A 23,346-nucleotide genomic window follows, 5' to 3' on the forward strand; every position below is an offset into this window, starting at 1 on the left:
TATTATTGAATATCTTCCCAAGTTAATTGTTCATCATTCTCAATATCTCTTGTTGCCGTTTTACCAATTATATCATTAAAACTTTCAGCTAAAATTTTTCCTGTTCCAGGTCTTTTTACCCAGATATTTTCTTTAGTAAAAACTTCTCCTTTTTTGATTGAAGCAATAGAGCAAACTGTTGCAAAAGCAAAATCTATAGTTACTTGCTCTTCATCAGCAGGTTTTTTTGATCCTCCGCGCATTTGGGCAATTTCTGCACTTGAAATGATTAATTCGCGACAAGCGCTTTCATCCATACTGCAAACAATATCTGGACCTGTACGTTGCATGTGATCTGTAAAATGTCTTTCTAAAATACTAGCTCCTAAGGCAACAGCTCCTAAACATGCATTGTTATTTAAAGTATGATCGCTTAAACCAAAAACCTTATTTGGAAAAGCTTGATTCAATTCGACCATAGCACCAAAACGAACTAAATGAATTGGTGTTGGATATAAATTTGTAGTATGCAATAAAGCGACAGGAACATTATATTTATCAAATACCGCTACTGCTTTTCGAATGCTTTCAATTGTATTCATTCCCGTACTTAAAATAACAGGTTTTCCAAAAGAAGCGATATGCTCTAAAAGTGGATAATTATTGCATTCACCAGATCCTATTTTGTAAGCTGGAATATCAAACTTTTTTAATCTTTCAGCTGCTGCACGAGAAAATGGTGTCGAAATAAAAATCATGCCTTTGCTTTCTACATAATTTTTAAGTTCTAATTCATCTGCTTCGTTAAGCGAACAGCGTTCCATAATTTCATATATCGAAACATCTGCATTTCCAGGAATGACTTTTTTGGCAGCACCAGTCATTTCATCTTCAACAATATGCGTTTGATGTTTTACAACTTCTACACCAGCTCTCTTAGCGGCATCTACCATTTCTTTGGCAACTTGAAGAGATCCTTCGTGATTAATTCCGATTTCGGCAATCACTAATGGCGGGTAATCTGGGCCGATTTTACGACCTGCTATTTCGATATATGGATTCATTTTTTTTGGTTTTTATATAAATATTGAGCGTAATCAAAATCTTCTTGCGTATCAATATCAACGCTGGCAAAAGTATGATTTATCTCAAATGGTAAAGCATCTTTTGATATAATTATATCATTTAAAATTTTTTCAGATTTTGTAATATAAAGTAACCCATTTTCAAAGAAAAGAGGTTCAAGATCTTGGCTTCTTTGTCCTATTTCATAATTAAATGGCTCGAACTTGCCTTCATTTATTTTTCCAAATTTCTGATGATTTCGAGAAACTGTAAATAAGCTATCATGATTTTCTTTTACATAAAGATCAAATGCATCTTTGAGTAAGTTCTCTGGACGCAACGGATTTGTTGCCTGTAATAGAATTACATTTTCAACTTCTTTTTCAATTGATTCTAAAACATGCTTTAATGCTGTTACTGTCGGTTCCAAATCTCCAGACAAAGATTCTGGGCGATCAATCACTTTTGCACCATATTCTAATGCAATTTTCTTTATTTTATCATCGTTTGTTGAAACATAAATCTCATCAATTATTGCGCTATTTTGTTTTGCATATAAAATAGAATGAGCCAATAGAGGAATATTACCAAGTAATTTTGTATTTTTTTCTGGCAATCGTTTTGAACCTCCTCGCGCAGGAATTATTGCAATAGTTTTCATTAGCTAAAATTCTTTTTTGCGTTTTCAATAATTGTATTCATTCCTTCATTCCAGCTTTTTGTAGAGTATAAATTTTCAGGAATCGAAATATTATACGTTTCTTTTTCCTCCAAAAATGATTCTATAGCTTGTACCCAATCTTCAATAAAATTGGGGTTTTCAATCAGTTTTCCAAGTTTTCCGTACTGTAAAACTTCTGGAACTCCTCCATTTGCAGAAGCAATGCAATAACAACCAGAATGTAAAGCTTCAATTAAACTCAAGCCAAAACCTTCATGCCAAAGTGTTGGGAACAAATAACAATCTGCCATTTGATAATACTTCGGCAAATCATTATTGGGAATTCTTCCTAAAAAAGACACACCTTCTATTTTTATATCCCGATTTGCACCGATTACTAAAAGAATGGCGTCATTCTCGATCGCTTTAATTCTTTTCCAAACGTTTAAAATAAAATCTAATCCTTTTTTAGGACGATCCTGAGAACACCAGATAAATACTTTTTTGTTTGTAATGCCTAATTGGTTTCTTAAACTTTCTCTCTCTTCAAAACTTACTTTATGAAACTTAGAAGTATCAATTCCGTTATGTAAAACTGAAAATTTTGTTGGCAAAACAGTGTAGTAGTTTTTATGCGCTTTATAGGAATCGTGAGTCAACAAAACCATTTCATCTATACCCTCAAAAAACCATCTGCCATAAAAATTTTCATGAAAAGGTGGAAAACCGTGGTAAAAAAACTGAAGATAGCACTTCTTTTTTTTCTTATGTTTTTCCAAAAATTCCATTAATGGTTTTACAATTCCGAAATTATCTATGATTTGAATTATGAGTTTCTCTTCTTTTTCAAGAATCTTTTCAAGTTGATTAAAATAACTTACATACTTATTTTTTAAAACTCTTTTTTGAAATTTTAACCAATTTGTATTCTTAACGATTCCGTATTCTATTTGAGGATAAGTCGTTTCTGGTTTTCCGCAAATTATATAATCCACTTTATGATCATCACTTAAATAATTATGATATAGTGTCGTCCAACTTCCTATACCTGAATATGGTAAAGGGATTTGCGAGATTAGAATAACTTTAGACATTTAGTGTGATTTGAGTAAATTATAAATCTATTATTTTTTGATTCTGAAATTAATGCTTTTTAAATCACTACTTATTTCATAAGAATAAGGAAAAACATGATAAAAGGAAATAATATGAAGCAATAACATATCATTTATTTCTTTTAAAGAATAGTATTTAGGAACTGTTTTCCCTACTATTTTTTTTACTTTATATTTTAATGTGTTTTGAAAAGAGTCTTCTACAAATTGAACTGACAGGATCTTTTTTTCATTTCTAGGCAATTCTACAAATATAAAATGATCAATTACTTCTATCTTATTCGTCAGAATTATTGAAGAATCATAGTTTTCTAATTCATAATAGTCTTTTTCAGAAATAGGTATCCCCCAATTTTCGCTATTAACTTTAATCACTTCATTATTTCGATTGTTGACTAAATGCTGTTGATTTAATTTGACAACTCCTTTCAATTGAAGTTCTTTCGTTAAAGAATTTCTTTCACTTTTTCGATAACTTTCATGCCATTGATGTAAAAGCAAGATTTCCTGATCATAAAAAACACTTTTAATACCAGCTCTTATTAATCTACTATGAATATCATTGTCTTCTGCCCCCCAAAAATGCAAAAATTCATCAAAGGCTTGAATATCATTAATCTCTTTCATAGGAAAGAATGACAATCCTTGGGCTCCAGCCTCACTCGAAACCAAAATTTGATAATCTAAAAAATCTTTAGCAAGACTTGTTTCTTCTTTACTTAAAAAACCTACTTTAAAATAATAAGCTTTTTTCGGATTTTGCAATTTGAAAAGAATATCTATAAAATCATTTTTAAAAATAAGATCGATATCCGCAATAAAAACAAAAGGAGTCTCTGTTAACTTTAAACCTACATTTATTGCTTTAGAGCGAGACCATGGCTGTTTATTGTTGTAACTATAAAAATATTCTGCAAAACTATATGAGTCAACTAAACTGCGAACCTGATTTGAAAATTCAATTTTAGAGCCATAATCAATAAACAAAACTTTAAAATTTTGATTTACTTGATTTTTCAAAGAATCCAACGATTTTTTAATTCTTAGTAAATCTCTATCGCGATAAGGAAAAATTACCGTTATCATTTTTTGAAACTTTTTTTAATCATTCTTTTAAATCTTTTCTTCCAATTGAAAAATCTTTTCTTAAAAACAATCACATTTTTCATGTTTAGAGATGCGGCTTGGATTTGAAATTCTTTCAAAAAAGAATCAATCCTTATTGTTTGATCTTCATAAACTTGATATGCTCGAGCATACCAACTGTGAAAAGCAATTTTGTTTCCATTAGCATCAAGAATTATATTCCCAGTCTCATCATCTTTAACTGGATTTATAGTATCAAGGTATAGAATTTTAAAATTCTTGAGAAGAGCCCAAAAATAAAAGCAATAATATGGTTCCTTAAGGCTTCGTATATCGTAATTATATTTTAAAAAAGAATAATCCTTATTATTATAAATTTCAGGAATAAATTTTTGATGTTCTTTAACCAAATCAAAATTATACTCTTTCGCCAATTTTTTTAAATTTATTATGGAGAAAAAAGTATTAATCGCTTCAGGATTATGGAATCTATGTTTGATCAATCCTCCGTCCCTAACGCCACATATCTGATAATCATTTTTATCCATATGGTCAATTAAATCAAAAACAAGATTTGAATCGTAAAAAAACACATCTTCATCTGCCATTATAATCCATTCGTATTTTTTATTTTTAAGTTTTTGAAACATAAAATCAATACTATTTAGACCATACACTCCAGTAGTACCATCAATAACTATCTTATCGATATTTTCCGGAAAAATTGTTGCCGTCTTTTTATACAATTCAAAATTTGCGACGGTAGTAAGAATAGCAATCTTCTTTTTATCAATCATATTAAATAATTTTCAGCATCTTTCGATGGTAATCCTTTGAAGATTAAGAAGTATTTCATTATTTTTTTATTTAAAATAAACTTACCAAAAGCTTTATTTTTAACAATATAAAGCCATTTTGGACTAGACCCTATCGATTTTAGTTCAAAATCAATTTCTACGGCATCTTTTTTTAATTTCGACACTTCATCATACATCCATTCTTCTACGACATTCCCCATATGAAAAGCATAATTATCTTCCGTTGATAAACGCCAAAAACCATTCTGTACCACCGGAATATCTAAGATTTTACTTTCGCTGTCTCCTCCTAATTTATAATTAGAATATTTCATCCCCAAGCTGTCAAAAATCCCCCCCCTATATGTTCCTACAAAATGTCCAGCTCCAATAACAGCTTTATTGCTGTTACTCGACAATGTAAAATATTTTTCTAAATGAGCTCTATTGTAAAAATCAGGATTTCCAACACTAATGGCAAAGTTTTTTAAAGCTGACGGGGTTTTAACTTTTGAAAAAGCCAATTTTTTTGAAAAAAAATTATCCCAATAAATATTGGAAGTATGGGTTCTTAATGAGCGAGATGATGGCGTAGGGCAAACTACTCCAGCTTTAGGAAAATTTTCAAAAATAGAATACGTCGCTTTTTGCCAACCATTCAGAAATAATACATCTGAATCTGTAATTGTAATTAATGGAAAATTATGCCCAACTATACCTTTTAAAATCGCATTTAATTTTCCAATGTTTGTTGTTTCTAAAATTTCATGGATTTTTTTCTCCGAGTACAATTCCTGCAAATAATTCTTCACCTCATCGCAACTTCCATTATTGACAACAGTTATAAAAGTTCTTTTATGAACCGTATGAAATAATGACTCTAAACATAACTTAAGAATAGCCAGACTATTTTTAAAATAATCATTTTGGTTTGGAATATAAACTGGAATAATAATTTGATGAGAATATGTCAAACTAGCCGATTCCTGATCTTTGTTCGGATTAAAACCTAATCTCATTTTATTATAGTTTTATACATTTCAACAACCTTCAATTTGTTCTCAAAATAATCCAATCTTTCGTTTGCTATTTTTTGATTTTTCAATGATGCGTTTTCGAGCAAATTTAAATTTGAAATTGCTTTTAGAATATTTTCTTTAATTTCTTCGATAGATTCTGGATTTTGAATTAAAAAACCATTTTCGTTATTGATAATTATTTCTTCTGTAACTCCCCCTGGATTTGACTGTATTGGAAAAGCTCCCATAACAATTGCTTCTAACAGAGTATTTGGCATTCCATCTGAAATACTATTTCCAATGTAAATTAAAGATCTTCCCATTAGTTTGGTTAATTCTCCATGCGAAAGTTCATGCCTATCAAAAAAATTAAAGTTTAAATGATTGATTTTTATATAATCTTTAACTTTAGAATGTGAACCAAAAACTACTATTTGATATTCTTTTATTTTTTTTTCTATTGAATGAAGTGCCTTTACAATATTTAGACCTCTTCCTAAATCATGTTCATACCCTTTGACTAAAATAATTTTTCTTTCTAAAACTGGCAGCCTGAAAGATTCCAACTCTTTTATTTTATAACCAGTTCCGCCAGGAATCACACCTAAAATTTTTCCAGAAAAATTTAATTGAGTAGCTAAATTAAAATCTCGTATGCAATCTGTGTGTAGAAAATCAACTCTTTTTAAAACATTTTTAATTTTATAATTATGTCTCTTAAAGTTCTTATAGTAAAAAAGATCACTACCCCAGCAAGAATACAGCCATTTTACTTTTGGAAACTTTCGCATTGTTTTCAAAATAGGATATGAACAATTCTGCATTTCAAAACTGTGAACCACATCAGGGTTTATTTCTAAAATTATTTTTTCTAAAGCTTCATTTGCTGTCACTTCAAGATATGGAAGAATTTTTTCATATAAATCAGGATATTTTTTTCGTAGAAAACTCTCCCCTTTTATATGTCTCGTCTTCCTTTTTTTCCATCCTGTGAATTGTGTAACTGAGTTTAAAGTCTCAAGTTTTCCTCTTCCTAAAACATCAAACCAAAATAGCTCAAAGTTTGTGTCTTTAAGGTTTTCTATCCATCTAATTACGTGAAGAGAAGGCATCGAAACTAAGAGGATTTTCATTGTAATATTTTTTTTAAACTTTAGGTTAATTCTATAAGAATCAATTATAACTCAAAATAAAAACTATAAAATTATTCTATTTAGAAAACCTAAATTCAAAGATATAAGTAAATCAGCAATTTTATTTTTTCGATATAAAAAATTTGGCGCTCCCCATTTCGTATGATACTTTACATAATCATCAAGAACTTTTTTATCTTCTAATAGGTATTTATTACCTGCTGTTAGTACATAACTCGGCAGTTTGCTTGTATCTAAATCCACATTTTCTTGAAGTTTTTTATATCCTTCACTTAGATCTTCTCGATTTTTTTTAACTTTTTCTCTTTCTAAATGTTCAACTTTAGAAGAATTAACCAAAGCGTGTTTAATATTGTACTTTTTCAAGGTCATTGCATAATCATTGTCTGCATATCCAAAATTGAATGTCTCGTCTAAATAACCTATTCGCTTCAAAACATCTTTATAAATTACTAAACACCATCCTTGAATATGGGTTCTAATTTTATATCCCAATTCGAAGTCCTTCAAAAAATCAACATCATTTACATTTCCACTTGGAGAAAATGATTTTACATTTTTATTATTTTGACTTATTTTGTAGATTGCACTAAACCAGTTTTTATAAAAAATTAGATCATTGTTACACAATGCTACAAATTGTCCTTTGGCTTCTTTTATTCCTATATTCAAAAACTTATGAAAATTAAAATCTGAATCAGGAACAATAACTTTTACAAATTCAGGATATACAAATCCCGAATTAAAATAATTTTTATTTGATTCAACTAAAATAACTTCAACACCGATAGCTGTTTCAGATTCTATTAAAGAATTAATACAATTGGAAGTCATTTCGAACAGTCCATTTGTTGTTGTATATGCCAATATTATAACTGATAATTTCATAATTCTAATTCTGCTACTAACTAAAAAGATTATCCTTAAAAATTAGTTTCTTCTTAAGTTACTTTTTTATTATCCTTATTAGGAATGCTTTAACTAATTGAAAAAAACTTATTCCCTTAAGCACTTGTTTATTTTTTTCTGCATAATGCTCTATGAAATCATCTATGGAAGAAGCTGGCATAAAATGCAACTCATTCCATAAATCTGGTTTCATAGGATGTATGTCTTTATAGTTTCTGTAATTATTAATATCTAGATCTCGCCAAAGCTCAAAATATTTTTGTGTATCAAAATCATCTTTATGTCCCCAATTTTTAATCTTAAAAAATATTTCCTCCTCAGATCTTGCCCAAGATTGATGAATAGCTTTTGCATTTATAATATGGTTACTAATGCTGTAATTTGTTCTTGGACCATCATATTTTTTGCAGTTTGTAATAAAAGGGAATCGCTCATTATTTTCTATATAAAGATATCCCTCTGGAAGTTTTTTAAATAGTGTTATCCATATTCCTCTAAAAATGACTGGGGTAAATTTTGGAAATATTGTTAGATACCAATGCTGTTTTAAGAATTTTCTAATTTTTTTGAAATCATACATATATTCATCAACATCGAGTTGGATTAACCATCCATCACCCATTTTCTTCAGCAACATGTTTCTTTCCCTAGTGTCACATTGTATCGGAGATAATCCTGGGACATAAAAGTCATCAAAGTAAAACTCAATTTTATTTTTAACATCAAAACGCTTAATTTCTTCAAAAAATCCTTCTTCAATTTCAAACGAATTTCCGCTCCAGGTTAGATAATTTTTATCAATAGCTAAAAAAATTGTATCAACATAATCATACAATTGTTTAACTGAAGTTAAAAACATTTCGTAGTCATACGAGACAAGGTAACCAACTTTTATTTTCATTTTATATTGTTAATTTTAAAAAAAATCTAGATTTTACAAAAGTTTATAACCTTTTTTAAAAATACTATATATAGTAAATCCAATTATTGTCTTTATCATTTCTGATAACTCAAAAAGCTTCATTTCTGAGACCAAAAGTTCTTTAAAATAGTAAGATTTATGCTTGTTATTTTGAACAAGTGCCTCTCGAAGTATAAATTTGCAACGATTTTTCAAGTGCTTTTTTAAAACATTCGGATTTGCTTTTTTATTTTCTTTAATTAATGATAGATGCTTTTTAATTGCTTTAAATTCTGACTTTATTTCTTTAAAATTTAGCTTATTGATTTCATGAGATAAAGATTCATAATGCACTCTGTATTGAATATGTTCTACATCTAAATATATCGCTAAAGGATTCATATATAACATCCTCAGATTAAAATCCCAATCATCCAAATTTGTAATTGTTTCGTCAAATACATATGGTCGCGTATTTACAAAACTTTTTTTCCATGTAGGAGTAAATGTATAATATGTAATTTTTCCTGTCAAATAATCTTCAATTACATTTTCAGATAAGAAAATGTGTTTCTTTTCGAGTATATTTTTATTTGAATCAACATATTGCAAAGAAGATACAATTACATCAGGGCTTTTTGAAAAATATCTACTAATATCTTCAAGAGCTTTTTGCAATAAAATATCATCACTGTCGAACCATTTAACATAATCACCTTTACTTAATTCAAATCCATAATTTCTACATGAATTCGGGCCCTTCATTCTTTCTGAAGGCCTGCTGTGATATTGAAACCTATTATCTTTCTCAATATATTTAGATACAACCTCAGCTGTATTATCAGTAGAGCCATCGTCTACAATTATACATTCCCAATCTCCATAAGTCTGTGTTAATATACTATCAAGTGTTTCATTTATTAAATGAGCCCTATTGTATGTTGGAATTATTATTGAAATAACAGGATTAAGCATTAAGAGATTTTTTGAAATATTTTTCGAATTTGAAACTTCCTTTATTAATTAAAATAAAAAAACAAGCACTTAAAAAAAACTCGATACCTATTTTTTTATTTATTGAATAGAATTGAGGAGTAGCTTTTCTTACAATAAAAAAACAATTATAAAAGTCTTTTTGTTCTAATCCTCTAAAAAATGAATCTAGTAAACCAAAACAAAATGTGCCTGTTAACTGTAAGTCATTTAATTGAATACCTTTTTTTAAATTCTCAAGTGCAATTATAATTTTTGATTTCTCGAATGATTTTACATATTCAAGATTTTGGTGTGATTTTGTATTTACATGTTGTCGATATAAAAACAAAGGTTTGTTTAAAACTTCGTACTTATCCGAAGTAAGATTAAAGAATAGCCTCGAAAAAAAATCCTTTTCCTGCCCTCTTAAAATTTTATCATTAAACAATTCTTTATTTTCTAAAAAACTCTTTCTAATAAGAACACAATTTGTAATAATCTGAAATTTCCATAAGAGATAATCTTTAAACAAATAAGATTGTATTTCTAAATCAATATTTTTCAATATGTTCAAATTCTGATCAACATACGTTCCAGAGCAAATAACTAAATCAATCGCTTCAGAAAATAATTCAAGCTTTCTACTAATAAAAGTATCAATCATTATATCGTCGTCATCGAACCAGTTAATAAATTCACCTTTACTTAATCCAAATCCATAATTTCTAGAAGCATTTCCTCCTTGTAATCTATCTATAGGGCGATGATGCAATTGAAAACGACTATCTTTTTCGACATATGCATTAATTATTTCAACAGTATTATCAGTTGAGCCATCATCAACAATAATACATTCCCAATTTTGATAAGTTTGTGCTAATACACTATCCAGTGTTTCGCCTATTAAGTGTGCACGGTTAAAAGTGGGAATAATTATAGAAACGAGCTTTTTACTCCTATTTGATAAATTATTGCTCATTTCTTAACTAATGATAAATTAAGGAAAGCATAATCATTATGAATACTCTCTTGTTGAATTCTCTTTACTAGTTTATAATTTTTTAAAGTCTTCCATAAATAAGTAAAATTATATGTAAAATCTCGTTTGTTAAATGATAGAATCGATAATATGCTTTTACTTAGAATAGACTTGAGCATTCGATTTACTGTCCATGAATTGTTAGGATTTAAAAGCTTTAAATCATTAAAATTGACAAAAGTTTTCAAAGTAAGTTTTCTATCACTCACATCTCTATCATGTAAAGCAACTGATTTAGGTACAATACCAACTTTTAATTTTTTAAATTGGCATCTATTAGTATAATCATTATCTTCTGCATAGTGAAAAAAGTATGGGTTAAAGCCTCCTACATTATGCAATGTTTCTTTTGACAGCAACCAGATTGCCGCATTAACAAAATTAACATCATAAATATTTTTCAAATCATTCCTTAAAAAAAGGTCTGAGTAAAAATCTTTACAGTTATTAACATTAACATAGGTCTGAAACAACAAATCCATTGTGTTTCCTTTACCATTTAAATGTACAGGACTTAAGATGCCATATTCTGGATTTGCTTGCATTTGTTCAATCAGAAGCCCTATTGTATCTTCTTTTAAATAAGCATCTTGATTCAATAAAACAAAATACTCACCTCCTTTTTCTAAAGCGATATTTAGCCCAATATTATTTGCTGCCCCGAAACCTAAATTTTTATTTTGCTGCACTAAAAGAACATTTTTGAATTTTAGTTCAATAAATTCAACGGTACCATCTGTGCTGCAATTATCAATAACAATAACATTAGATGATACTGCACTATTTAAAATACTATTTAAACAGTCTTCAATCCATTGCATTCCATTAAAAGTTACAACAATGACAAAAATTTTATTATTCATATTTTTATTTTAGTATTCTTTTCAGAAACTTAAATGGCAACAAAACTGCATGTCCCACTTTATAGGTATTACTTGTTCTGATATCGGCTAATAATTCATCTTTAATAAAATCTCCCCCATCAAAAAAAGAAATATTCTGTTCTTCAAATACAAAATCAGACGCAATAGCGATTAAAAACATTGGATTTATTGTTCGCCTAGAAATCATAGTATAATTACCATAGAAATAGTTTGAATTTTCTACAACAGTATCATCCTGAATAATTGAGCTTCCATTGTTATAAGTTTGAGATAGTAATTGAAAGTTATTGAAATGATTAGAAATTAAACTAGTAAATTCATTTTTATATAATTCTTTAACATGGAATTCATTTGCGATATCTCGAAGCTCAGAATAATATAATTTATCAGGAGTAGATATTATTAATATACCTTCTGATTTTAAAACTCTTTTTATCTCTGACATCATTTTTTCATGTTCATCATGATGCTCAATTGTTTCAAAACTAACTATTACATCTACACTGTTATCTGCTAAAGGAATATTACTTGTACTTCCTTCTAAAAATTCTATATTATTCGCTTTATATTTTAATTTAGCACGAGCAATAGATTCCTTATCAATATCAACACCATACACAAAAGAAGCATGTTTACTAATTAAATTAGTACCATAACCTTCACCGCTAGCTATATCAAGTACAATTTTATCTTTTACAAAAGTCTCTGTAATTGCGTACCTATGCAAATGCTCAATTGCAACTCGGTTATATATAAAAGTTTCTAATCTTTCTCCTGTCCAGTTTTTCATAAATATTCTATTTCCAATTTAAAATTGGCCTCACAATTCCTGGAAAATTTCCATTATAATTCCCTCGAGCTGTATCGCCTCCAAATTCATCAATTACGTTAAATCCTACTATATCCATCTCATGAAATTCAACAACAAATGGATTATATCTCATGATTGCAAAACTACATGTATAAGTCCCTTCTGCTAATAGATTCCCTGGAATTATTATTTTTTTTGAGTAAATTCCTTTAGCTGGTGATTGCTCTAACGTCAAAGATTTTTTATCGTGAGAGCTCAGAATATGAATGTTTTCATTGTTAAATAAGTTAAACCCATGTGTAAAAATATGTCCTTCCTCTAAGATTTCGTATGTAAACTGTATTGTTATAGAGTTTGTTATTGAATGGTTTAATTCTAACTCATCATTTTCATTTAAGACTTTTGCATTTAATAAACGTAAAAAGTTAGTTTTTGGACTCGATTCTATATTCCACTCTTTATGAGCAAATTGCTTTTCATCATCGAAATATTTGTTAACAGCTTCTTCAACATGGCCCTCAAAAATTACTTTGCCATGTTCTAAAACTATTCCTCTCGTACATAAACTTTTCACTGCTGCCATATTATGACTTACAAACAAAACAGTTCTGCCTTCTCCTTTAGAAATATCCTGCATTTTTCCAATAGCCTTTTTCTGAAATTCAGCATCACCCACTGCTAAAACTTCGTCGACTACTAAAATTTCAGGTTCTAAAAAAGCTGCAACAGCAAATGCCAATCGAACTGTCATTCCAGAACTATATCTTTTTACTGGAGTATCAATATAACGTTCGCAACCAGAAAACTCTATAATTTCATCAAGCTTAGAAGTAATTTCCTTTTTGGTCATTCCTAAAATGGCACCGTTAAGAAAGATATTCTCTCTTCCTGTCATTTCTCCATTAAAACCAGTTCCAACTTCTAATAAGGAAGCTATACGCCCTCTAGATTTTATACTACCTGTTGTTGGTGCTGTAACTTTCGAAAGAATTTTCAAAAGTGTAGATTTTCCTGCTCCATTCTTTCCAATAATTCCTAAAACTTCTCCACGTTCAACTTCAAAGTTAATGTCCTGTAAAGCCCAAACGTAATCTGAAGTTCCTTTTGTAGAACGATCGTTGGTATCGCCAATTTTTAAATATGGATCTTCTTTTCCACGAATTTTATGCCACCAACGGTTTATATCATGACTTAAAGTTCCTGTTCCAACCTGTCCTAAGCGATATTGCTTAGAAATATTTTCGGCTTTTAATATAATATCTTTCATTTATACAGTGTCTATAAAGCTCTTCTCTGTTCTATTAAAAACCAATAATCCAATAAAAAAAACAGTTAATGTAACTACCATTGTATATACTAACCCTAAAATCGATATATTACCAACATTTAAAAGCATATGTCGAGAAGTTTCTATTATATAAGCTAATGGATTGTACTGCACAATCCAGCCTAATTTTGGCAATTTTTCTTTTATTAATTCCATCGGATACATTACAGCCGACACATACATTAATAATTGGACTCCGAAGCCAACCAGATTATTTAGATCACGATATTTTGTAACCATAGAAGAAATTACCATTCCTAGTCCTAGCCCTAAAATGCCCATGAATGCAATTAATATTGGGAAAAATATTATCGAACTATTTAAACTTAAATCTGCACCTTTCACATAAAAGAAAATATAAAAGAAAACAAATATGAAAAACTGAATTCCAAACTTAATCAAGTTTGAAATCACTATAGATAATGGAGTTATAATTCTTGGAAAGTATACTTTTCCAAATATACCAGCATTAGATTTAAAAGTATCTGAAGTTCCATTCAAACAAGCAGTAAAATAATTCCAAACCATAATTCCTGCCAAATTAAATAAGAATGGCGGTATAGAACCTGTCTTAATTCCAGCTACATTATTAAATATAATCGTAAAAGTTATAGAAGTAAATAGAGGTTGTATTAAATACCATAGAGGCCCTAAAACAGTTTGTTTATAAACTGTAATAATATCTCTTTTAACAAAGAGCATTAATAAATCTCTATATTGCCAAATTTCTTTAAAATTTAGCGAGAAAAATTTATTCTTGGGTGTTATTTCAAACAGCCAATCATTTGTGTTTTTAGAATCCATTAAAGAAGAACTTACAAACCTTGTTTTAAAATTTTAACAAGATTTTTAACATTTTAGATTAGGGTTAAAAATGTCAAAAGGCGTTTTAAAAAACACCTCTTGATTATATTTGATTTTATAATTTTTTATAATTCTATTTGTCTAAAACTTCAAAAGTAGAATTCATACTCTTAAATTCTGGAACAATTTTTTTCATCTTAGCAACAATATCATCATTCTCATAAAAATCGGCAATACCGATTAATTCATCAACTTCATTATGAAGATTCTCATATTCATCTTGAATTTCTTGTGCAATCATGATTTTATTATGGTACGTTGGAAGAGTCTTAGAAGTATCATTTAACAACTCTTCATAAAGCTTTTCTCCTGGTCTTAAACCAACGATTTTAATTTTGATTTCTTTATCAGGTATAAAACCAGCTAACTTAATCATTTTTCGTGCTAAGTCAATAATTCTAACTGGTTTACCCATATCGAATATATATATTTCACCTCCATTACCCATTGCTCCTGCCTCTAGTACAAGCTGACAAGCTTCTGGAATAGTCATAAAATAGCGTATAATATCTTGATGAGTAATCGTTACAGGCCCACCTTCAGCAATTTGCTTGGTAAATAATGGCACAACAGATCCATTCGAACCTAGAACATTCCCAAAACGAGTCGTAATAAACTTGGTTCCACCTTCTACATTTTCTCTTTGATTTTTTAAGAATAAAGATTGTACATATTTTTCTGCAATACGCTTACTAGCTCCCATCACATTACTTGGATTCACAGCCTTATCTGTAGAAACCATTACAAACTTCTTTACATGATACTTACAAGCTAAATCAGCAAGATTTTTAGTCCCCTTAATATTAGTCTGAATAGCTTGTGAAGGATTTTCTTCCATTAAAGGCACATGCTTATATGCTGCGGCGTGGTAAACAACATGAGGATTGTAATTTTTGAAAACTTTCTCAAGTGCTTTTTTACTTCTTACATCTGCAATTACTGCTACAATTTTTGTACTGAAATTCATGGCTTGAGTTTCTAAACACAAATTATGTAGCGGTGTTTCAGCATGATCTAAAACAATTACATTTTTTGGATTAAAATTAAGAACCTGTCTCACAATCTCACTTCCAATAGACCCAGCAGCACCAGTAATTAAAATTGTTTTATCTTTTAATTGTTTCGAAATTGATTTACTATCTAGAACTATAGGTTTTCTTTCTAATAAATCTTCAATTTGTATATTTTTTACTTTCTGAGAAATCTCTTTTTGGTTTTCCCAGTCTGAAATCAAGGGAACTGTATATACTCTATAGTTAAACTCTAAACATTGATCAACAATAATAAGTTGTTCATCTTTAGTTAAACTTTTATCTGCAATAATTACTCCTTCCGCTGCAACAGACCTCATTAGTGCAGGAAGTTTTTTTCTTAAAATTAAAATCGGGAGATCTAGCATACGCTTAGATGCATTCTGATTATTTTTATCTACAAATCCGACAATTTTAAAACGTGAAGGAGTTTCAAATTTTAAAGCGTTTGCTACTGAAATTGCGTTTGCATCAGTACCATAAATTACTGTCCTTACAAGTTTAGTTGTCGCTTTTTCTGAAAAATACATCTCAAAAGTCTGTTTTACGATAACACGATATAAAAACAGTCCGCAAAAAGACAAAACCAAATTAATAAAAAGAGCAGTATTTAAAAATGCTTTATGCCCAGTATACAGTTCAAATATTAAATTTATAAACAGAAAGAAAACCAAAACTGACATTTGAGAAAAAAGCAGTTTTATGGCATCAATATATGATGAGTGTCTAATAATTCCTGAATATGTCCTAAAGAGCCAAAAGAAAAATACATTTACAGTTATTAGACTTGCTACAAAATAAAAATCATGTGACGTTATGATATAGCCTATTGCTGTTCCATCAAAAAGTAAATACGTAAAAGAAAAGGAAAAAAACAAAACCATTACATCAATAGCAACAATTATCCACCTAGGTAGATAACTTAAATTATTGATATTTGCTCTTAGATTTCTTGCAGAGAAGGTGTTATATAACAAAGAGCTTATGTTATTTGGTTTTTGTGTATTCAATTTAGCATTTTTTAAGTCAGTAAAATTTGAACTTTATACAAAAATACAAATTAAAGGTTTTAAATAATTACTTTAGCGGTGCAAATTAAATTTTAACACCTTTTTTCTTTTGCTTCAAAAATTCCAATAAATAAGTCCCATAACCTGATTTTAGTAATGGTTCAGCCAATTCCTCAAGTCTTGCATCATCAATAAATCCTTGTCTCCAGGCAATTTCTTCAATACAGCCCACTTTTAAGCCTTGCCTTTCTTCTATAACCTGTACAAATTGTCCTGCCTGCATTAAACTATTAAAAGTTCCAGTGTCTAACCAAGCTGTCCCCCTGCTTAATATACCTACTTTTAAATTTCCTTTTTCAAGATAAACTTTATTAACGTCTGTAATTTCGTATTCACCACGAGCACTTGGTTTTATGTTTTTTGCTATCTCTACGACAGAATTATCATAGAAATATAAACCTGGAACAGCATAATTCGATTTTGGCTCTAGAGGTTTTTCTTCAATAGAAATAGCATTTTTATTTTCATCAAACTCCACAACTCCATATCTCTCAGGATCAGAAACATGGTAGGCAAAAACTACTCCTCCTTCTGGGTCAGCATTATCTTTCAAAAGTTGCTGCATATTAGTTCCAAAGAAGATATTGTCTCCAAGTACTAAAGCAACTTTATCTTTACCTATAAATTCCTCGCCAATTACGAAAGCTTGTGCCAAACCATTCGGATCTGGTTGTTCCGCATAACTAAATTTGCAACCAATTCCACTACCATCCCCTAAAAGCTTCTTAAAATGAGGTAGATCATGGGGCGTAGATATAATTAAAATTTCATTGATTCCTGCCATCATCAAAGTTGATAATGGATAATAAATCATTGGTTTATCATAAACAGGCATTAATTGCTTGCTGACTGCTAATGTTAACGGATGCAATCTTGTGCCAGAACCTCCAGCTAATATAATTCCTTTCATAAATTCCAGTTTTTGGTTTTAAATTTTAGGTTTCTGATTTTTCAAACTTCTAAAACTCTAATATTATATTTTAAACAAACATTTTTTTTAAACTTTCTTTATAATTTGGCACAGTTAAATTATAAATTGTTTTTATTTTTTCTTTATTCAGTAATGAAAAACTTGGTCGTTTTGCTGGAGTTGGGTAAGATGATGACGGAATCCCTTCTACTTTACAATTATAACCTCCTAGTTCTTTAATACTTAATGCAAATTCATACCAGCTAATTTCGCCTTCATTTGAATAATTATAAATTCCAGAAACCCATTTTGAAGATTCTATGACATTAATCATTGCTTGCGCTAAATCAGCTGCATACGTTGGCGAACCAATCTGATCGTTCACAACGTTAATTTCCTCTCTCTCTTGCATTAATCGTTGCATTGTCTTCACAAAATTGTTGCCAAACTTACTGTAAACCCAAGAAGTTCTAATTATAACCGCATCAGTATTTTCTTTCAAACATGCTATTTCACCTGCCAATTTGCTTTCGCCATAAACATTTACAGAATTTGTTTCGGCATCCTCATTTAAAGCAATTGAAGACTTGCCATCGAAAACATAATCTGTTGAAATATGAATTAATTTAGTATTATTTTCTGTAGAATATTTTGCAATTAATTCTACTGCCAAGTGATTTATTCTAAAAGCTAAGTCTTTTTCTAATTCTGCTTTATCAACAGCCGTGTAAGCCCCGCAATTAAATATAATATCTGGATTAATAGCTTTTAATTGAGATTGAAGTAATTCTAAATTATCTAATGTAATTTGAGTTCTATTTGCGAATACCCATTCATATTGAGGATACGATGGCGCTAAAACTGAAAGCTCAGATCCTAATTGTCCTGTTGCGCCAGTAACTAAAATTTTTTTCATTAAAACAAACTATTACAATTTTCAATAAAAGGCAAAATTTGATCTTTTTCTGAAACTATTGCTTCATCCAGATTCATACCCCAACCAATATTTAAAGATGGATCATCATATTTAATTCCTCCCTCAGACGCTTTATTATAAAATTGATCACATTTATATATTACCGAAGCTGTTTCGCTAATAACAGAAAATCCGTGTGCAAATCCTTGCGGAACTAATAATTGTTTTTTATTCTCTGCTGATAATAAAATGCTGAACGCTTTTCCATATGTAGGAGAATCTTTTCTTAAATCTACTGCGACATCAATAATTTCCCCTTCTAAAACGCGAACTAATTTTGTCTGCGCAAAAGGAGGATTTTGATAATGTAGCCCTCTTAAAGTTCCTTTTTTTGAAAATGATTGGTTATCTTGAACAAAATCAATATCAATGCCTAAATCTTCTAATTTAGTTTTACTATAAGATTCAAAAAAGTAACCTCTTTCATCTCCAAATACTGTTGGTTCAACAATTACCAGGTCTTTTATAAATGTTTCTTCAATTTTCATTTTTAATTTTATATACATTCAAAGAAATTAATAATAACTTCTTTTATTCTGTTCTTATCTTTATCAGTTAAGCTTGCCCCTGATGGTAGGCACAACCCTCTTTCAAATAACTCTTCAGCAACTTTATTCCCATAATATGGATATTTTTCAAAAATTGGCTGCAAGTGCATTGGCTTCCATAATGGACGGCTTTCTATATTAAATTCATTAAAAGCAAGCCTCAAACTTTCTTTTTGTTCTTCCGTTTCTAGTAGTATTGCATTAAGCCAATAATTAGAAAAGAAATCAACATTTAGATTATCAAAAAATTTTACGTTTTCAATATCTTTAAATATTTCTTTATAAAATGAATGATTTGCTTGTCTTAAACTAATATTCTTTTCTAAAATTTTCATTTGCCCAAGACCAATCCCTGCGCAAATATTACTCATTCTATAATTGTAACCTACTTCGCTATGCTGGTAATGTACCGCTGCATCTTTTGATTGAGTAGCATAAAAAATTGCTTTCTCTTTGATCTCTTTAGACTTAGCAATTAATGCACCACCGCTAGAAGTGGTGATAATTTTATTACCATTGAAAGACAAAATACCAAAGGCTCCAAAACTACCACATTTTTTTCCTTTATAACTACTTCCAAGTGCTTCAGCACTATCTTCAATAATTGATATCTCATATTTATCAGCAATTGAATGTATTTCGTCTACTTTATAAGGCATACCGTATAGATGAACCGCTATAATTGCTTTCGGTTTTTTTCCTTTTTCGATTCTATCTTTTATAGCTATTTCAAGATTTTCTGGACAAATATTCCAAGTATCTACTTCACTATCTACGAATATCGGATTTGCATTCTGATATAAAATTGGATTTGCTGAGGCAGAAAAAGTCATACTTTGACAAATAACCTCATCGCCAGCTTTAACATCCAACAAAATTAAAGCTAAATGTATAGCGGATGTTCCAGAATTTGATACTGCTACAAAATTTTCATTTTCAAAATAATTCTGAAGTTCATTTTCAAATTCATCAACATTGGGTCCCCCAGAAGTTATCCAATTTGATTTTAGAGCTCTCTGAATATATTCTTGCTCATAACCGCTTTCTTGAGACAATGATAAATAAATTCTTTCGTCTTTCATTATTTGAAAAGCCAATAATCTGATGGATAACGAACATCATCATCGCTTACATTTGCTAATGGCAATGTAGAAAAGGATATTAGTTTTGAATTTTCTTCAAGAGATTCTATTGCATTTGCATAGCCCGCAGGTATATGAACAATTTTGCTTTCAGATTCAGAAACGAAAACAGTCTCAATAATTAACTCTTTCGAAGGATTTTCCCAATTATCAATTTTTATAAAATGAATATTAAAAGATCCTGAAAGACAATAAAAATTTTTAGCATCTATTTTGTGTCCCTGCCAAGCTCTAACTGGATTTTCCTGAGAATTACTGATAATGTAAAACCTTTCAATATCTGCAAAACTAAAATCATTCACATAAGATATACTCCCTCTGTGATCTGAAAATTTTCCTCCATGAATTAATTTAGGCTCCATGATTCAATCGTAAATTATTCTTGTTTAACAAATAAAATTTTGAGGAATAAATCAATAATAAAGGCAAAATTACAATTAAGAATATAAGTGAATCTTGAACTTTCTGATAGAGAAGAATTACTAATAAAGAAATTCCTGTTTGCGCTAAGGCGTAAAAAAGAGATACTAATCTATGCTGTATTTTATATTCATTGCTTAATATTTGATACAAGTGCAATCTATGTGCTTCAAAAATATTTTGCTTTAGATAAAGTCTATGCATAATGGTGCAAACAGCATCAACACCATATACAGCTAAAAACAATAGCCAGATTAGCGATTCCGTTACAAGAATTAGTTTTACAACAAAATAAATTACCCAAAAAGCTATGGCAATACTTCCTACATCACCAGCAAAACATTTTGCTCTTTTTCTATAATTAAAAAATAGAAATACTAAACTCGCAAGCATTGCATATTTTATAAACATTCCATCAGTAAAAAGCTGGATTTTTGTATTGACATACAATAATGATTCCATTACGACTAAAGTATATAGTCCTGTAATACCATTAATTCCATCCATGAAATTATAAGCATTTATTAGTCCGATAGCCAAAGTATAAGAAACTATAACTCCCCAAACAGGCATTAAATGGAATAAATTTAGATCATAAAAAATCAAAGTGATTGAAAGAAAATGAATTCCAATTCTAATTTTATTTGATAAGCTTTGGATATCATCCCAAAAACTTACAAGGCTTACTAAAGTTATACCTGTAAAGAAAAAGTAATTATTATTTATGTGTCGTACAAAATAAAGTAAAGCTGAAAACCAGAAAATTATTCCACCTCCTCTTAATGTAATTTCTGTATGAGAACTCCTTTGATTTGGTTTGTCAATAATATTAAAATAATCGGCTACTTTGAAATATAGTAACATTATAATCATTAAGAGTATTCCTAAAATTGTGTATTCCATTATTTATTTGTAAAACTTTTTATAGTTTTTTCAAGTCCTTGCTGCGCTGTATTTGGTAACTTCTCAATTCCAATAGCTTTTTTTATCTTTAGATTTGAAACCCTATAATTCTCTGTTAATTTTTGAATGCTTTCTGAATTTAAAGGAATTTTAATAAAATCTCCTATCTTACCCATACAATTAATTAATTTCTTAGGAACAGCAATGGAATTATCTTTTTTATTTAATACTGAACATATAATTTTTACAACTTCATTTGTTGACAAAACTTCATCATCTGAAAAATTATAAATTCCCGAAGGTACATCTTTGTTGTCAAGAATTTGCTTAACTAAAAAATTAAGATTATCAATGCTCAAAAATGATCTTTCATTTTTAAAAGATTTTAAAGGATAAGGAATCCCCTTTTTTACAACATTAAAAAGTAAATTAAGATTTCCTTTATTTCCTGGGCCATGAATCATACAAGGCCTTATTATGAAAACTCTTTTATCTTCTGGAATTTCTTTTGATAAAATATATTCTTCCGCTTTTAATTTAGATTGTCCGTAGGGTGTTTTAGGATTTGGTTTTATGTCTTCATACAAAATATCAGAGACATTATCAGCAGCGGCCTTTACACTGCTGAAATATATAAAATCTTTAATTTCACTTTCTAAAAAAACATCAAATAAATTTTTAGTTAGATCTGTATTTACTTCAAAATACTCTGAAGAATTATTTATTTTTCTTGTGTCATGCGCTTTTCCAGCTAAATGTACTATTGCATTCCCATTCAAATTATTTTTCCAATTAGGGTTTCTTAATAGAATAGGTTCTATGACATAAGACTGATTTGATAAGTGTTTTTGTAAATTTTGGCCAACAAATCCTGAAACTCCAGTAATGTATATTATTTTCATCTAAATTGTTTAAGTGCTTCTTCATTTATTTTTTTTCTATCAGAATCGAAGAACCAGCCCCATTTATTAAAATAAGTAATAGCAGAAATTATGAATATCTTAAACAATCTAAAACTTTTATTTGCTCCCGATTCGTACTCATGTGTCACTGAAACTTTAGGAAAATAAATAGTTTTATATTCTTGATGCACTCTTCTGGATAAATCCCAATCTTCAAAATACATAAAAAATTTATCATCATACATACCTACCTTTTGTATAGCATTTAAATTTAATAACGTAAAACATCCTGAAAGTAATGGGCTATTATAGATTACATCTTTCGATATTTTTCGTAATTCATATTTGTTAATGAATTTTTCATACTGTTTATTAGGTCTCTTTATTTTACGCCACAAAATGCTTAGAGGATTAGGTAACAATTTTGGCAAATTTTGAATAGTTCCGTCGTTATTCAAAATCTGTGGCATTAGCATTCCTGTAGTAGGATCATTTCTCATAAAATCCACCATTGGTGTTATTATGTCTCCCTCAAAATATATATCTGGATTTACAATAAAATGATATTCTGAACCAAAAAGCAAAGCTTCACAAATTGCTACATTATGCGAAGATCCAAAACCAGGATTTGCAGGGTTATGAATATATTTAATCCTGATATTCACTACTAAACTTTGTAATTCTGTAGTTGGTGAGTTATCAACTATAAAAATTTTATCAATTTTATTGCTATTCAATAAAGATTGAATAGCATTTTTTAACGTTATGACATCATTTTTGTATAATACGATGGAGCAAGTTGTTTTTATATTCACTCTTTTTTATATATTAAGCACTTAAACACTTTTTTTATTAAAT

General features: G+C 29.2%; 24 protein-coding genes. All 24 read right to left on the reverse strand.

What is annotated here, in order from left to right; genetic code table 11:
- Positions 1-2: 2 nt before the first annotated feature.
- Positions 3-1,043 carry an N-acetylneuraminate synthase gene (gene neuB, locus ACE01P_RS01275; RefSeq protein ID WP_379693201.1) on the reverse strand — a complete coding sequence of 347 codons (1,041 nt, stop codon included), beginning with the start codon at positions 1,041-1,043 and terminating at the stop codon, positions 3-5.
- Positions 1,040-1,705 carry a cytidylyltransferase domain-containing protein gene (locus ACE01P_RS01280; protein WP_379693203.1) on the reverse strand — a complete coding sequence of 222 codons (666 nt, stop codon included), beginning with the start codon at positions 1,703-1,705 and terminating at the stop codon, positions 1,040-1,042. The genes neuB and ACE01P_RS01280 overlap by 4 nt, the downstream gene beginning before the upstream one ends.
- Entirely contained in the window at positions 1,705-2,799 is a 1,095-nt protein-coding gene (locus tag ACE01P_RS01285) for a glycosyltransferase family 4 protein (RefSeq protein WP_379693205.1), read from the reverse strand. The genes ACE01P_RS01280 and ACE01P_RS01285 overlap by 1 nt, the downstream gene beginning before the upstream one ends.
- A gap of 30 nt (positions 2,800-2,829) precedes the next feature.
- Positions 2,830-3,906 carry a glycosyltransferase family 2 protein gene (locus ACE01P_RS01290; protein ID WP_379693207.1) on the reverse strand — a complete coding sequence of 359 codons (1,077 nt, stop codon included), beginning with the start codon at positions 3,904-3,906 and terminating at the stop codon, positions 2,830-2,832.
- Positions 3,903-4,703: a hypothetical protein gene (locus ACE01P_RS01295; RefSeq protein WP_379693209.1), complete on the reverse strand. Its 801-nt coding sequence runs from the start codon at positions 4,701-4,703 to the stop codon at positions 3,903-3,905. The genes ACE01P_RS01290 and ACE01P_RS01295 overlap by 4 nt, the downstream gene beginning before the upstream one ends.
- A complete protein-coding gene (locus ACE01P_RS01300; protein ID WP_379693211.1) occupies positions 4,700-5,722 on the reverse strand; it encodes a glycosyltransferase family A protein in 1,023 nt (340 codons plus the stop codon). The genes ACE01P_RS01295 and ACE01P_RS01300 overlap by 4 nt, the downstream gene beginning before the upstream one ends.
- A complete protein-coding gene (locus tag ACE01P_RS01305) occupies positions 5,719-6,855 on the reverse strand; it encodes a glycosyltransferase (RefSeq protein WP_379693213.1) in 1,137 nt (378 codons plus the stop codon). The genes ACE01P_RS01300 and ACE01P_RS01305 overlap by 4 nt, the downstream gene beginning before the upstream one ends.
- Before the next feature lie 63 nt (positions 6,856-6,918).
- Positions 6,919-7,764: a glycosyltransferase family 2 protein gene (locus ACE01P_RS01310; protein WP_379693215.1), complete on the reverse strand. Its 846-nt coding sequence runs from the start codon at positions 7,762-7,764 to the stop codon at positions 6,919-6,921.
- 58 nt (positions 7,765-7,822) lie between these two features.
- Positions 7,823-8,686, reverse strand: a complete 864-nt coding sequence (locus ACE01P_RS01315; RefSeq protein ID WP_379693218.1) for a hypothetical protein — start codon at positions 8,684-8,686, stop codon at positions 7,823-7,825.
- Between the two features lie 33 nt (positions 8,687-8,719).
- Positions 8,720-9,661, reverse strand: coding sequence for a glycosyltransferase family 2 protein (locus ACE01P_RS01320; RefSeq protein ID WP_379693220.1), 942 nt, complete (start codon positions 9,659-9,661; stop codon positions 8,720-8,722).
- Positions 9,654-10,640, reverse strand: coding sequence for a glycosyltransferase family 2 protein (locus ACE01P_RS01325; protein ID WP_379693222.1), 987 nt, complete (start codon positions 10,638-10,640; stop codon positions 9,654-9,656). Before ACE01P_RS01325 ends, ACE01P_RS01320 begins: the two co-directional genes overlap by 8 nt.
- Positions 10,637-11,563, reverse strand: coding sequence for a glycosyltransferase family 2 protein (locus ACE01P_RS01330; protein WP_379693224.1), 927 nt, complete (start codon positions 11,561-11,563; stop codon positions 10,637-10,639). Before ACE01P_RS01330 ends, ACE01P_RS01325 begins: the two co-directional genes overlap by 4 nt.
- 4 nt (positions 11,564-11,567) lie before the next feature.
- Positions 11,568-12,374, reverse strand: a complete 807-nt coding sequence (locus ACE01P_RS01335; protein ID WP_379693226.1) for a class I SAM-dependent methyltransferase — start codon at positions 12,372-12,374, stop codon at positions 11,568-11,570.
- Positions 12,375-12,381: 7 nt separating this feature from the next.
- Positions 12,382-13,662: a polysaccharide ABC transporter ATP-binding protein gene (locus ACE01P_RS01340; protein WP_379693229.1), complete on the reverse strand. Its 1,281-nt coding sequence runs from the start codon at positions 13,660-13,662 to the stop codon at positions 12,382-12,384.
- Positions 13,663-14,526: an ABC transporter permease gene (locus tag ACE01P_RS01345; protein ID WP_379693231.1), complete on the reverse strand. Its 864-nt coding sequence runs from the start codon at positions 14,524-14,526 to the stop codon at positions 13,663-13,665.
- 133 nt (positions 14,527-14,659) lie between these two features.
- Entirely contained in the window at positions 14,660-16,627 is a 1,968-nt protein-coding gene (locus ACE01P_RS01350) for a polysaccharide biosynthesis protein (protein ID WP_379693234.1), read from the reverse strand.
- 85 nt (positions 16,628-16,712) lie between these two features.
- On the reverse strand, positions 16,713-17,597 hold the full coding sequence (rfbA, locus tag ACE01P_RS01355; protein ID WP_379693236.1) for a glucose-1-phosphate thymidylyltransferase RfbA: 885 nt from the start codon (positions 17,595-17,597) through the stop codon (positions 16,713-16,715).
- Between the two features lie 70 nt (positions 17,598-17,667).
- Positions 17,668-18,513, reverse strand: a complete 846-nt coding sequence (gene rfbD, locus ACE01P_RS01360) for a dTDP-4-dehydrorhamnose reductase (RefSeq protein WP_379693239.1) — start codon at positions 18,511-18,513, stop codon at positions 17,668-17,670.
- Positions 18,513-19,061 carry a dTDP-4-dehydrorhamnose 3,5-epimerase gene (gene rfbC / locus ACE01P_RS01365; protein WP_379693242.1) on the reverse strand — a complete coding sequence of 183 codons (549 nt, stop codon included), beginning with the start codon at positions 19,059-19,061 and terminating at the stop codon, positions 18,513-18,515. The genes rfbD and rfbC overlap by 1 nt, the downstream gene beginning before the upstream one ends.
- A gap of 8 nt (positions 19,062-19,069) precedes the next feature.
- A complete protein-coding gene (locus tag ACE01P_RS01370; RefSeq protein WP_379693245.1) occupies positions 19,070-20,203 on the reverse strand; it encodes a DegT/DnrJ/EryC1/StrS family aminotransferase in 1,134 nt (377 codons plus the stop codon).
- The gene (locus ACE01P_RS01375; protein ID WP_379693247.1) at positions 20,203-20,625 is read right to left on the reverse strand and encodes a WxcM-like domain-containing protein; all 423 of its coding nucleotides are present in this window, start codon (positions 20,623-20,625) and stop codon (positions 20,203-20,205) included. Before ACE01P_RS01375 ends, ACE01P_RS01370 begins: the two co-directional genes overlap by 1 nt.
- The gene (locus tag ACE01P_RS01380) at positions 20,615-21,586 is read right to left on the reverse strand and encodes a glycosyltransferase family 4 protein (protein ID WP_379693249.1); all 972 of its coding nucleotides are present in this window, start codon (positions 21,584-21,586) and stop codon (positions 20,615-20,617) included. The genes ACE01P_RS01375 and ACE01P_RS01380 overlap by 11 nt, the downstream gene beginning before the upstream one ends.
- Positions 21,586-22,488 carry an NAD-dependent epimerase/dehydratase family protein gene (locus ACE01P_RS01385; RefSeq protein ID WP_379693252.1) on the reverse strand — a complete coding sequence of 301 codons (903 nt, stop codon included), beginning with the start codon at positions 22,486-22,488 and terminating at the stop codon, positions 21,586-21,588. Before ACE01P_RS01385 ends, ACE01P_RS01380 begins: the two co-directional genes overlap by 1 nt.
- Complete coding sequence (locus ACE01P_RS01390) at positions 22,485-23,303, reverse strand: glycosyltransferase (RefSeq protein ID WP_379693255.1); 819 nt, start codon at positions 23,301-23,303, stop codon at positions 22,485-22,487. Before ACE01P_RS01390 ends, ACE01P_RS01385 begins: the two co-directional genes overlap by 4 nt.
- Positions 23,304-23,346: the final 43 nt, after the last annotated feature.

The sequence above is a fragment of the Flavobacterium sp. HJSW_4 genome (assembly GCF_042436695.1).
In the GTDB taxonomy this organism is placed as follows: Bacteria; Bacteroidota; Bacteroidia; order Flavobacteriales; family Flavobacteriaceae; genus Flavobacterium.